The sequence below is a fragment of the Lysinibacillus sphaericus genome (genome assembly GCF_001629735.1).
Classification (GTDB): Bacteria; Bacillota; Bacilli; order Bacillales_A; family Planococcaceae; genus Lysinibacillus; species Lysinibacillus pinottii.
On the sequence record NZ_CP015224.1, the window covers coordinates 3294632 to 3307442 of the forward strand.

Annotated in this window: 15 protein-coding genes and 1 riboswitch; of the genes, 7 read left to right on the forward strand and 8 right to left on the reverse strand. The window is 36.7% G+C overall.

Annotated elements, in window-relative coordinates; all coding sequences use genetic code 11:
* Positions 1–210: 210 nt before the first annotated feature.
* Both A2J09_RS16170 and A2J09_RS16175 read right to left on the reverse strand, forming a co-directional pair.
* A complete protein-coding gene (locus tag A2J09_RS16170) occupies positions 211–1497 on the reverse strand; it encodes an SEL1-like repeat protein (RefSeq protein WP_036160398.1) in 1287 nt (428 codons plus the stop codon).
* A 71-nt stretch (positions 1498–1568) separates the two neighbouring features.
* Positions 1569–2375, reverse strand: a complete 807-nt coding sequence (locus tag A2J09_RS16175; RefSeq protein ID WP_231112970.1) for a YdcF family protein — start codon at positions 2373–2375, stop codon at positions 1569–1571.
* Positions 2376–2769: 394 nt separating this feature from the next.
* Between A2J09_RS16175 and A2J09_RS16180 the strand changes: the two genes are divergently transcribed.
* Both A2J09_RS16180 and A2J09_RS16185 read left to right on the forward strand, forming a co-directional pair.
* Positions 2770–3234, forward strand: coding sequence for a hypothetical protein (locus A2J09_RS16180; protein WP_012291972.1), 465 nt, complete (start codon positions 2770–2772; stop codon positions 3232–3234).
* Positions 3222–3509, forward strand: a complete 288-nt coding sequence (locus tag A2J09_RS16185) for a DUF2653 family protein (RefSeq protein ID WP_008176904.1) — start codon at positions 3222–3224, stop codon at positions 3507–3509. The genes A2J09_RS16180 and A2J09_RS16185 overlap by 13 nt, the downstream gene beginning before the upstream one ends.
* A 49-nt stretch (positions 3510–3558) precedes the next feature.
* On the opposite strand, the gene A2J09_RS16190 is transcribed toward A2J09_RS16185, so the two are convergent.
* The 4 genes from A2J09_RS16190 to A2J09_RS16205 form a co-directional block, all read right to left on the reverse strand.
* Positions 3559–3927: an ion channel gene (locus A2J09_RS16190; protein ID WP_031416348.1), complete on the reverse strand. Its 369-nt coding sequence runs from the start codon at positions 3925–3927 to the stop codon at positions 3559–3561.
* 505 nt (positions 3928–4432) lie between these two features.
* Positions 4433–6055: an S-layer homology domain-containing protein gene (locus tag A2J09_RS16195; protein ID WP_012291970.1), complete on the reverse strand. Its 1623-nt coding sequence runs from the start codon at positions 6053–6055 to the stop codon at positions 4433–4435.
* A 103-nt stretch (positions 6056–6158) separates the two neighbouring features.
* Positions 6159–7325: an endonuclease Q family protein gene (locus A2J09_RS16200; RefSeq protein WP_012291969.1), complete on the reverse strand. Its 1167-nt coding sequence runs from the start codon at positions 7323–7325 to the stop codon at positions 6159–6161.
* Positions 7326–7394: 69 nt separating this feature from the next.
* Positions 7395–7565: a hypothetical protein gene (locus A2J09_RS16205; RefSeq protein ID WP_171821080.1), complete on the reverse strand. Its 171-nt coding sequence runs from the start codon at positions 7563–7565 to the stop codon at positions 7395–7397.
* Positions 7566–7709: 144 nt separating this feature from the next.
* On the opposite strand from A2J09_RS16205, the gene A2J09_RS16210 reads away from it, so the two are divergent.
* From A2J09_RS16210 to A2J09_RS16220, 3 genes are all read left to right on the forward strand, one after another.
* On the forward strand, positions 7710–8291 hold the full coding sequence (locus A2J09_RS16210; protein WP_036162504.1) for a TetR/AcrR family transcriptional regulator: 582 nt from the start codon (positions 7710–7712) through the stop codon (positions 8289–8291).
* Positions 8292–8362: 71 nt separating this feature from the next.
* Positions 8363–8716 carry a DMT family transporter gene (locus A2J09_RS16215; protein WP_012291966.1) on the forward strand — a complete coding sequence of 118 codons (354 nt, stop codon included), beginning with the start codon at positions 8363–8365 and terminating at the stop codon, positions 8714–8716.
* On the forward strand, positions 8716–9030 hold the full coding sequence (locus tag A2J09_RS16220) for a DMT family transporter (protein WP_012291965.1): 315 nt from the start codon (positions 8716–8718) through the stop codon (positions 9028–9030). The genes A2J09_RS16215 and A2J09_RS16220 overlap by 1 nt, the downstream gene beginning before the upstream one ends.
* An 89-nt stretch (positions 9031–9119) precedes the next feature.
* Here the strand turns inward: A2J09_RS16220 and A2J09_RS16225 are convergent, their stop codons facing one another.
* A complete protein-coding gene (locus A2J09_RS16225) occupies positions 9120–9911 on the reverse strand; it encodes an ABC transporter ATP-binding protein (RefSeq protein WP_012291964.1) in 792 nt (263 codons plus the stop codon).
* Between the two features lie 5 nt (positions 9912–9916).
* Positions 9917–10963: a FecCD family ABC transporter permease gene (locus tag A2J09_RS16230; protein WP_012291963.1), complete on the reverse strand. Its 1047-nt coding sequence runs from the start codon at positions 10961–10963 to the stop codon at positions 9917–9919.
* 194 nt (positions 10964–11157) lie between these two features.
* Positions 11158–11348, reverse strand: a riboswitch (cobalamin riboswitch).
* A 154-nt stretch (positions 11349–11502) separates the two neighbouring features.
* Between A2J09_RS16230 and A2J09_RS16235 the strand changes: the two genes are divergently transcribed.
* Together A2J09_RS16235 and A2J09_RS16240 are read left to right on the forward strand one after the other, a co-directional pair.
* The gene (locus A2J09_RS16235) at positions 11503–12099 is read left to right on the forward strand and encodes a biotin transporter BioY (protein ID WP_031416340.1); all 597 of its coding nucleotides are present in this window, start codon (positions 11503–11505) and stop codon (positions 12097–12099) included.
* 116 nt (positions 12100–12215) lie between these two features.
* On the forward strand, positions 12216–12800 hold the full coding sequence (locus A2J09_RS16240) for a YdhK family protein (RefSeq protein ID WP_012291962.1): 585 nt from the start codon (positions 12216–12218) through the stop codon (positions 12798–12800).
* Positions 12801–12811 lie beyond the last annotated feature (11 nt).

Sequence of the window (12811 nt, forward strand, 5' to 3'; positions counted from 1 at the left end):
TGTTTCATTTGTTTGTTTGATTATGCTTATTTTTTTTACCTTTTTTCTATTTTTCGATCAATCATCATTGAATTTCACTATATTAATATTTTATACCTTCATTTTAAATAATCATAAATACCTAACATCTAGCTCTCTAACAATACAAAAGGTTCATTATATACATTCGTATAAATAATCTTATTGAGCTATGAAATTTTAATATAAAATTTACAATCCCTTAAGTTCCTCTACTATTTTAGCCGCTTCTTCTATGCCAGCATCTGCAGCAAGTCTATACCACTTAAGAGCCTCCTTCAGATTTCTAGCAATGCCTTCACCATTATTATATATATGACCAAGTTGTAGCTTTGCATCTGCATCCCCTTGTAGAGCAGCCTGTTTAAACCAATGAATGCCCTTTTCAATATTTCGGATGCCTGTTAAACCTTTACTCCAAATAAAGCCTAAATCATAAAAGGCATCGATATGAAATTGCTCTGCAGCTCTTTCATACCAAAATAGACCTCGATTTATATCTTTTGCTTGATCAAGGCGCCCCTCTAGATAAATACCCCCTAGACGATACTGCGCTTCCACATATCCTGCTTCGGCAGACTTTTTATACATATTAAAAGCTGCATTTGTATCTTTATTGACTCCTAATCCTTGCTCATAAATAATTCCTAGCGTAAACATAGCCTCTGCCACATTCTTACTAGCTGCAAAATCAAACCATTTTCTTGCCAGAGTAAAATCCAGCGGCACACCCTCTCCATTAAAGTACATATCCGCTAAATTATTGGCAGCATCGGCATGCCCTTGTAAAGCAGCCCTTTCATATAAAGAAAAGGCCTGCGTGTAATTCTCCTCAACACCGACTCCCTCAAAATAAAAATTCCCTAGCACATATTGAGCATCTGCATTTCCTTGGGCTGCGGCTAATTCGAACCATTTTAATGATTTTTCAGGTTGAAAACAATTCCCTTCCTTAGCATTGTAATACTCCCCTAGCTGATATTGTGCATCCGTGTCTTGATCTTCAACCGCCTCTTTATATAAATCAATCATTACCTCATGATCTAAATCTTCTTCATCTAAAATCTTGACTTGATCATCCTGATGGTCGAAATACCATTCAACAACATCAAGTACATCATCTACAACTTCTACTCTGCTTGTTAACCTTTCGAGGGATGAAATTTGCCAAATGAGTATATAGATTGGTTGTGGAATGGCATCACGCAACACATCATCATACTCTGCTAACAACGTTAAAACATTATCCTGCACAGATTGAGTTTGATCTGAATGGACAATTTGTAAATGTCGCTGTTGCTGATCTTTTAATAACCCTCGCACTATTTGATACAGTATTTTTTGCAAGGCTGTTAAGTTAACTTCAGTGAATGTTAGTAATGTAATATTTTGAGCAAACATTGTATTTTTTGTTTGCATGATTTCTTGTAGGGACTGAATGCGTTCCTTATTGCGCTTAGCTAAAATTTGCTCGTACATTGTTTTCCTCCCTTGCACATTATGTAAAAAACTGTCTTGCCATTATTATATGGAAGACAGTTGATTTTTGGTTACACATATGCTCGCAACAGTAAGCCTATGAATAGCGTAATGATCAAAAAAACTGTCATATGGGCCCACTTATTCATTTCTAATAAGCCTATAAATTCTCTTGTAAATGCATTAGGAACATAGTAAAAGGCTGTTTTTGAGCCAACTCCTTCTGCATCTAATTTTGCTTTTTTTGCATAGAGACTTGCGCGAAATACGTGAAAATTATTTGTCACAAATATGGAACGATATTTTTCTCCTTGAGCATGCTGATCCATTATGTTTTTCGTAAAAATCATATTTTCTTCTGTATTGGTTGACTGATCTTCCATTAGAACTTTATTAGCGGGAATATCATGAACATCTAATAAATATTTTTCCATAGCCTTTGCCTCAGATACGTTTTCATCAGTCCCTTGACCACCTGAGACAATGATAAACGGTCTTTCCCCGTACTTCTTGTATTGCTTTACCGCTTCATTTAAGCGACTTGCTAAAAGTGGTGGAACTCTATCCCCAATTAATCCTGATCCAAGAGCTATTATATAGTTTGGTTCATAGCGTATAGGTGTGAAATGATACAATACAGCGTATGCTAGGACACTTGTGTATAAAAACATGGTATAGCCAAAAATTAAAAAGGCATAGAAGAAAAGAATATGCCAAAGCACATTTTCAATCTGAATAAAAATAACGAATACATACCCTATCATCATAATAACAAAACTAAGCCCCATAATAGCTAACATTAAATTCCTTACTTTACGTCCTTCCTTCTCTAACAAAACCTTACTATTGAAAAACATAGCTATAGATAACATAAACATGATACTAGGAAAGCTTCCTAGTATAATAAAAATCCCCATTTCTGATATGATGCCCTGATTATTCGGCAGTAATAAAGGAAAATGTATAATGAGCACCCTGACTATATATACACCTATCAAACCCAGAGCTACCGCGTTAAGGAAACGCCTTTTTTCTGTCAGGTACAGCAATAAAAATATGGAGATGAAGAATATGAATGTAACTAGCATCGTTTCACCTCTTTCTATTATATAATTTTCCCAAATGCTACATCTGTCACTATTTGTTCAAATTTTTTGATATTGCTTATTTATAGAAGGTATTGGTTTTATTTTTTAATAAAGTTCATGTAATATTACTATATAAGAACTAGTTTATGACCAAACCAAAAATTATATTGGAGGAATGTAAGTAATGAAAAAAATTCTTGCCGCTCTATTTGCAGCGACACTGATATTTTCCACAGTTGGTGCAGCATTATTCATCTCTGACACACCAACAGCAGAGGCTAAGTCCTATAAATCAGGTAAAAAAGGCTTCTCAAATAATAACAATAGCTCAAATATCCAGAAGTCTCAGGACACTTCTAAAGATCAAAAAAATGCCACAACAAATAAAAACAATACCAACTCAACAAATAAAGCTGATACAACTAAAAAAGGTGGTTTCTTCTCGGGTGGTCTTATGAAAGGTTTAATGCTTGGGGGACTTGCAGGTTTATTATTCGGTAGCTTATTTAGCGGTATGGGTTTACTTGGAAACATCTTAGGATTGCTCATTAACGTAGCTGCAATTGCTGTTATTGTGATGCTAGTCGTAAAAATTATGAATATGTTTAAAGATAAAAAACGCAAAGAGGAAGCCCAATGGCACAAATAATTAACGAACAAGATATTATTAACGCTATTTGTTTATCTCAAGCGTATTATAAGAGCATTCGCCCAGAGGATGTTATCGTCGAATTGACATATGATGATGACACAGGCTTCGGTGCGGAGGTTGAAGTAAATGGTCAAATCGAAATACTCAATACAGGAGCCATGATTGGTGCCTTACGTGTTTGGATAAAAGATGTTCTACATGGTGATCCTTTTTCAACAGGTATTGAACTTGTTTTAGACGACGAAGAAGGCATTATAGCTAAACTTTCATAAAAATATAGCCGTACAATGAATCTTTCACCAGATTCATTGTACGGCTATTTTACTTTTTCAAACGTTTCTTAACCGCAACCGCTTCCTCCTCATTTAAGGAAAAGTCTACGATAGAGCGGCCAAGCGTGAGCAACATAATAAACATTACACCCGTACCTACAATAAGATAGATCATGGTAAAAATCTTGGAGAACGAGGTTGTTGGATATAGCCCCGTTTCTACGCCTGTTGGAATCAAGCTGACTACGGCAAAATACATGGCATCTAGCCAATGCCACCCCTCTGTCCCCTTGTAAAACAACGTACCCGATAGAATGATGAGGAATAGAGTTGTAAATAATGAAAGAAACTGGGGTCTTTTAAATGACCGCCACAATCCTTTAACTAATCTTTTGGTAGATAAAATAAATGATAACATCCTCATTTTCCTTTCTTTAATTCAGTAAACTCTATATAAGTACGAATTAAAAGTATTGCTTATATTCATATATTATCCTCTAACCCAGGTATTTACCTACTATAATTTTATCTAGACAAATCTTATTTCTTTTAATCATAAAAAAACACCCTATAACTATCATTAGAGGGTATTCAACACATTTATTTTTAAACCTGATCTAAATTGTAGTAATTTAGGACAAGTTCAATCTCATTTTTATCCTTATCGCTTATTAATGTTTAGTTTATGTCGCTATAGCATTTGCGGTATACAGTTGAACTGTGTAATGGCGCTTCAATCATTACGAAAATCTTTTCCAAAGAAAAACCGGTGGTGAACAACACTGTCAGGCAGGTCCTCGTCACTTGACAGGTAATGAAAACGTTGCTGAAAAAGTTGTATGACGAATAAAAACATAGAAGCTTTCATTTATCACGAAAACGTTAAAAGGTAGAGGCGCCATTTCACCTCTACCTTTGATGGTCTACTTATTGAATAATTGATTCAGATTCACCATTATTTTAGCTGCTTGCCCTCTTGTAGTTGAAGCCGCTGGTGAATACTTCTGTCCATCTCCGGACACAATTCCTAGCTCAAATAACATCGTGATGGCATGTTTTGTCTCTGCATTATAAGATGTAATATCTGTAAATGGTGAACTTCCTTGGACAATATAAGGCTGTTTAAATTGTTGCTCATAGGCACGCTCAATCATTACTGCTAATTCAGCGCGGCTTACAGGTCTTGCAGGGTTGAATTTCCCATCGGCCCCCTTAATAATGCCATGTGCATACGCTGCCGCAATTTCCGACTGTGTTTTCGCATCATATTTGGCGATATCTGTAAACGGCGTCTTTTCCTGTGTTGATATCCCCAGACTTCTCACTAGTATTGAAGCTACTTGTGCTCGTGTCACATTTTGATTAGGTTTAAATGTACCATCTGGATAGCCATTCATCATCCCCGCTTCTGCTGCTTGTTGAATATACTCTTTTGCCCAATGATGAGCTGTATCTGTAAAACGTATCGTTTCTCTAGTAGTGAAAGCCGCTGTTGGATTTTGAACACTTTCATTACCAGCAGCATCAATTGCTTTTATTGTAATAGTGTAGTCTGTATTCTCAGTCAGATCCGTAAGTGTCATCTCTGTTGTATCAGCAGTTACTGTTGAAGCTAATTTCCCATTTACATATACTTGGTAATTTTCCACACCTACATTATCCGTCGCTTCTCGCCAACTTATATCCACAGTTTTATGATCTTTCACATGTACTTGAATAGCATTTGTTACATCCCATAAGGAACTAGTTTTTATGATTGGTAAAAATGCCTCATTGGCTACTGCGAAATAACCGGCTTCACTTAAATGAATATTTTCTGGATTTGGAAGATAGCTTGGAACATCCTTTGCTACAATATCAGATGTTGGTACAAAAAATGCTCCAGCCTTTTCAACTGTCGTTTTAATGGTTGTATTCATTGTAGCCAATAGTATTTTAAATTGATTTTGTAGGCTCTCACCATAATAGGGGAACGAATTGTAATAGCCCATCACATAAACTTCTGCTTGTGGATTTAGTTTTTTTATTTCAGTTAAAATTGCTGCAATATTGGTTACAGCCTCTTTTGTAGCCTTTATAATGGCTAGTGTATCAATTCCCGCTGTCTGTGATTCTTTTAATATTGGCAGTAAATCATTAGCACCAATAGTTAACGTAATAATCTCTGCCTCTTTAATAGATGCTTTTAATTTAACCTGTTCAATGGGATAGCCAAAACCTGTCACTGTTTTTGCAACATCATTTTGTATATCTGCCAACACATTTTTTGTTGTATAGCCTGACATCGCAAAGCCTTTATTAAAAGAAGTAATGAAACCCTCTTTTTGTAAAGCTTGTGCAACATAATCTGGGTAGCCTAATCCGATTGCACCGACCTCATTCATCCCATGTGCAATTGAATCACCTAGAGCTACATAATCTGCCTGAGTAGTCCAACTTGGTGCTATGTAATCTCCTGTTTCTTCAGCATTCGCAACGACAGGTATCGTTAATTGTAATGCTAGCATACTAGTAGCTAAAAATCGGCATTTCTTTGAAAGTTTCATACACTCTCTCCCCTACCTAAAAAATAGTAATTGTTTTAACTATTTTACTAGAAGAAGGATAAAAATAGGTTAAAAACCCAGCAATGTTTTTTAATCATTTTTGCTATTCCATGTGTACCTTCCCATAAATTCCTCCACCACCAACTTCAATATCTAAATGACCTGTTCTTGCCGCATCAATTAATTTGGCTATTTTATGTGGCACTATTTGTTCAAGCTGTTCCATGGTAACTTGGTGTAAAATATTCATCTCTGTTCCGAAAGCATGTAGTAGTCGTTCCATCATTTTTGGGCCAATCCCTGGAATAAAATCGAGCGGTACTTGATGGATATACGGTGGTCTATTTTTTTCATGTGGAAAATTCTCTGATAACTCCTGAATACGTGTAGCAACGCCTTTTATGATTTGCGTACTTTCACAGTTCGTACAAATCATAGCCTCGTTACTAAGCTGTTCTCCACATTTACTACAAACTGTCTGATGATATTTACCTAGCAATGGATTTAAGCCATAATTGGCTATTATGGCTCGTCCCTGTTGATCACGGAGAGCCATTTGTAATTCTATAAAATTTGCATCTGCTAATCGTAATTTTTGATACTCACGTGCCAGTTTTCCAAGAGAATGAGCGTCAGAATTACTCACGAATGGATAGGATTGAAGCTCTTTAATCTGGCGTACCATGTTTGTATCTGAGCTTAACCCTAATTCAATGGCATCTATTAGCTGCGGATCAAAAACCTCTGTTAAACTGCGATGAACACCTTTCCCATATAAACTTTTAAATGGGGTAAATACATGTGCAGGGATAAATAGCCCTCCCAACTCACGGACCTTTTTTTGTAATGTCCTTCCTTCACAGTAAATTCGTTGTGAGCTTAAATGAATGTTTTTCATATGCTGAGACATCCAATCTGAAAATTGTTCCATTCGCAATAATGTAGGAAAGTAAGCAAGTACATGAATGGGACCATGACAATGATGGTCATAGATTTCTATTTCTGAACCAGGAATCAGTGTCGTTTCTTGAAAACGTAGTCCACCCTCTGCCAGCTCCACCAGTTCTCCTTGGTCAATCATCACTTTCATTTCTTCTATTACCTCGGGCGAATGGCAATCAATAATACCAATGATGTCCAGTCCCTTTCTTGCACTAGCAGTCTCCAATATACGGGCTAATGTCAACGTTTTACTGCCAGTAATTTTCACGGCACGCCCTTTGGCTGTACGACCAATATGAATATGTAAATCAGCATAGAATTCTTTCATGTTCATTCACTCCTTAAGCGCTACTTAAACGAAAATACCTTACATGACTGCAAGGCATTTCACATTTTATTATGATGGATGATGATTGGTTGTGCTATTATTTTCCTCATAAGCCCCAGAGCTGTGTGGGGGTGTAGATGATGAATCATAGGCAACTAATGTAACACCCATTTTTTTCTCCAGTTCATTAATTTTCGCAAGTTGCTGTGGATCTAATTGTGCAAATTTAATGTCTTCCATTGTCATCAATCCTTTCAAATATAAAGTTCCCCGAATTTAAAACAACTATACTTACCTAAAAAATGACTGACTATCAGTCATTTTTCGTTGACATTCATTTTTCTCTCCTGTAACATACTAATAAAGATGGCAAAAGTGAGGGATATCATGTCAAAGGAAGAAAAAATTATTCAAGCAGCCATTGAAGTATTTCGAGAAAAAGGTATTGAAAAAACAAAGGTTTCAGATATCGTAAAGGCCGCTGGTATTGCACAAGGAACATTTTATCTTTATTTCCCATCGCGCCTTTCAGTTATGCCTGCTATTGCAAAAAATATGGTAGAGCGCATTATAGCGACTGTCGAAGAAGGAGTTTCAGATCATAAACCCTTTGAACAGCAGCTTGAAGAAGTGGTTGAAATGATTTTCTTAATTACGAAAGAATATGGAGATATCGTTGCACTTATTTATGCGGGTATTGCACAAACTGAGCATTTGAAAGAATGGGAAAACATCTATTCACCCTACTATCATTGGATGAGTAATTTCTTATTAACGGCTCAACAGCAAGGAGTCATACGAGATTCCATTAACCCATCACGTTCAGCCAAGCTTATCATTGGGCTAATTGAATCTGCTGCCGAACAAATTTATTTGTTTGACGATAGTAAGGATGAAACCATGCAACAGCTTAAACTTGAGCTTCTAGACTTTTTATATCATGCACTTGGCCTACGTCACGCATAAGTGGCGTTCTCTTTTACCTCAAAAATGACTGAATGTCAGTCATAATATTTTACTATGAAAGGAATTTATTTATGCAAAAAGAATGGATGTATGTAGGACTAACAAGTTTATTTGAATTGTTCTGGATATTCGGTTTTAATGTAGCAAATTCATGGTGGCATTGGATCATTATTGTATCTATTATCGCTATTGATTTTCACTTCTTATCAAAGGCTTGTGAAAAACTTCCTACTGGTACTGTCTATGCAATTTTCGCTGGAGCAGGTGCAATCGGAACGACCTTAATGGATATTTTTATTTTCAATGGTGACTTTAATGCGATTAAGGGGATATTTATGGTTATTTTAGTGTTGGGCGTTATTGGCCTAAAATTGGCGGATAATCCATCGAAAGATCCTAGTACGACAAAAGGAGTGGATGCATAATGGGCTGGGTATTCGTTATATTAGCAGCAGTGGCGGAAATAGTCGGTGTCATTGGTTTACGCTTTTATAGTCAACATAAAACCGTCCGAAATTTATTATTATACATCGGAGGCTTTGGTTTATCTTTTGCACTTTTATATGCTTCCTTCAATTATTTACAATTAAGTATCGCCTATGTTGTTTGGGTTGGTATTGGAACTGTAGGTGCCGTGCTTGTCAATATTATGTTCTTTGGGGAATCTAAAAACCTTGCACGAATCATCAGTATCGTTGCAATTATCATTGGAGTTGCAGGTTTAAAAGCAGTATCTTGATATTTGATTACAAAGGGCGCCCTCTTAATGAAGTGGCGCCCTTTTTATTTAGATGATGTTAAATGATTGAGGCAAGACAATTGTGATTACTAAATAGGGTTGGTCCTTCTTGCAAATTGTTCAGGGACATATGTAAGATACGGTTTACCCGTCAGTGTATGTGTTTGAATATCTGCAAATACTCCAAATACTTCTTGCAGTAATGATGGTGTAAGCACTTCTTCTGGTGTACCATGACAAACAATGCGTCCACGCTGTAAAACATAAATTTGATCACAGTACATTGCGGCGATATTCAAGTCATGCAAAGCGGCTACTACTGTTAGATGTAAGGTTTGAATTAAGTCCATCAACTGAAGTTGATGTTGAATATCTAAATGATTTGTTGGTTCATCTAATATAAGTACGTGTGCTTGCTGAGCAAGTGCTCTTGCCACCATGACACGCTTCTTTTCCCCACCGGAAAGTGAGCTAAAGCTTCGTTTCGCGAGATGCAATATACCCGTTTGCTTGAGAGCATTTTTAACAATTTGAAAATCCTGTTCCTGATCAAGCTCTAAAAGCTTTTTATGTGGAGTCCTTCCCATACTGACTAAATCGTGAACAGTAAAGTCAAATAATACAGGTGTTTCTTGACTCACAACGGCTAAATTTTTAGCAATGGCTTTACTAGATTGCTTTAAAATATCTTGTTCATTTAACAAGACTGTCCCACTTTCCGGCTTTAGGAGACGATACATATTTTTAAGCAAGGTCGACTTCCCACTACCATTAGGGCCGATTAACCCGACAAATTGCTTTTTCTTTATTTTTACACTTACCTCGTGAAGTATTTGCTGATCGTAAATGGAGAATGATACTTGTTTTGCTTCTAATGTCATAGAACTTAATCTCCTTCACCGAAAGAATAATTGTTACGACGGAGCAACCAAATGAAAAATGGTCCCCCACAGAAAGCTGTAATAATACCGATTGGCATCTCCTGTGGGGCAATTATAATGCGAGCTAAAGCATCTGCCCAGACTAAGAATATCCCTCCTAATAAAGCACTGACCGGTATTACATATTTATAGTTAGAACCGACAATTAACCGTACTATATGCGGAATAATTAATCCCACAAATCCGATAGAACCACTGACTGCTACAAGTACCCCCGTTAAAAGAGAGACAAGTAATATGAGCTGTATGCGAAATTGTTGAAGATTGACTCCTAATGTTACAGCAGCCTCTTCCCCAAGTAATAGCAAATTTAAATTTCGATAAAATAGCCATAAAAGGGCAAACACTATGAAAAAGATGGAAGCTGGAATAATAATATTACTCCATTTAGCTCCAGCTAAGCTTCCTAACATCCAAAACATAACGGCCTTTAATGCACCCTCTTGCTTTGACATCATTAATATAAAATTAGAAATGGCTGTTAATATAAAGGAAACTGCCATTCCTGCCAATAGTAAGCGAAAAATCGAGACCCTGCCACCTACGCGCGATAAGAAAAACACTAACCCAATCGCAAGCAAAGACCCTATAAAAGCTGATACAGAAAGTGCGTAAATACCTAAAAATGAAAAAGCACCTAAAATAATTACTGAAGTTGCTCCAACTGCTGCTCCTGAAGAAATTCCTAATATGTACGGGTCTGCAATGGAATTTCTTACAAGTGCCTGAATTGCTGCCCCTGCAATGGCTAAACCCGCTCCAACAATAGCCGCAAGGATGACACGGGGTACTCTTATTTGCCATATAATAATTTCCTGTGAGCGACTCCAATCCTGCTCTATTGTTTGTTGTATAAAGGGTAATTTTGAAAGAATTACTTTCCATACATATAATGGCGTCACAGAAACAGATCCTACCATCACAGCAAATGTCATGGATACGATTAATACTAAAAGAAGCACTAAAGAAAATAACATAAATTTTTTATTCATTCATTAAACTCCTACTAAGATGATGAATGAAGCAATTAAATATACTTTCGCATGATTTTGGCCAGATCCTCTTACTTCAGTTAGCACTCAATAAAAAAAGGGCATTTCGTGCAAAATATGCACAAAAATACCCTCGAATAAACAAAGTCAGAAAATCCAGCTATTGTCCGTAATTGCTTGCATCCTCGTGGGCATTACAGGTATTACTTATTGGCAGGTCTCCTGGCTTCGATTCATCATCCTATAATTAGCCTTCCCATTTTAATAGTGGCAAATAAACATGATAGGACTCCTCGTTACAGTTGCGGGACAGCATCGGACTTCCACCGATTTCCCTTTTAAGCGACATTGTTTCAAATGTCACACCAATAGTATGTGAAGTTATAAAATTATGACGATTCTATCATACATTTTTATAGATACTTAGTCTACAAGGAATTTCCAGCATACTTGAGTTAACAATGAACAAAAATTAAGTTGACACAAAAAACTTAGTTTTTTACACTATCGGTAAGTACTCTGAAATAAGAGGTGAAATCATGACAACAGCAACAAATCAAAGTCATCAAAAATTAAGAACTGTAGATATGGCATATATTGGATTATTTTCTACCCTTATGATGATCGGCGCCAATATAACTTCCTTTGTACCCTTTATGACAGTGGGAGGAGTACCGATTACTCTCCAAACCCTTTTTGCCATTTTAGCAGGACTTATTTTGGGTAGTAGAAAGGGAGCGCTTGCCTGCACAGTTTATATGTGCATTGGATTAGCAGGAGCCCCTGTCTTTGCTCGCTTTGGTGGAGGCTTTAGTCAACTATTAAGCCCCACATTTGGATTCATTATTACCTTTATTTTAGCAGCGTATATGGCTGGATTAATGGTAGAACGAAGTGGTACGAGAAAAAGCTATATTCTAGCGGCATTTTTGGCAACTGCTCTCAATTATTTAATAGGTACCAACTGGCTGTTTATTGCATACAAACTATGGGCCAGTGCGCCAGAGGGTTTTTCCTATAGATTAGCTTGGCTCTGGATGATCCCCCCACTTCCAAAAGATATTATTTTAGCTATTTTCGCTGGTTTTTTAGCGTACCGACTGCAAAAAACATTGAAAATCTTACCCATTCAATAACGCTTACACCCACTTCTTAAGTTAATGGACTAAAGAAGTTTTTTGTAATCGTTAATGTTCATCCTTTCTGCATATTTGTTTGTTACAGTAAGGGCAAATAGAAAGGAGAATCTCATATGACATTCAAACGAAGGTGGTCAGGTGGACTATTATTAGCAGTTGTTTTACTAACTTTATCAGCTTGTTCTGAAGATAAAACGGAGCCTTCATCAACTTCAAATAATACTCCAGAGTCGGAGCAACAAACAGAAATGGATCACTCCACGATGAACCATTCTAGCTCAGCAGAAGTACCAGCTACATTAAAAAAGGCTGAAGATCCAACATTTCCGGTAGGAAGTACCGCTTTGATTAAAGATGGGCATATGGAAGGGATGAAAGGTGCTGAAGCGACAATTGTTGGTGCCTATAAAACTACAGCCTATATTATTTCTTATAATCCAACATCTGGTGGCGAACGTGTAGAGAATCATAAATGGATTATCCATGAGGAATTAATTGATGTAGGAGAAGCGCCTTTATCCTCTGACACAGAGGTAAAAACGACTGCTACTCATATGGCAGGAATGAAAAACGCGACTGTCCGAATTGAAGAAGCTGTACCAACCACTGTTTATATGGTTGATTATATTTCTACGACGAATGGTGAAACAGTGAAAAATCATAAATGGGTAACAGAAGATGAGTTAACAGCGCAATAATCCGAACAACC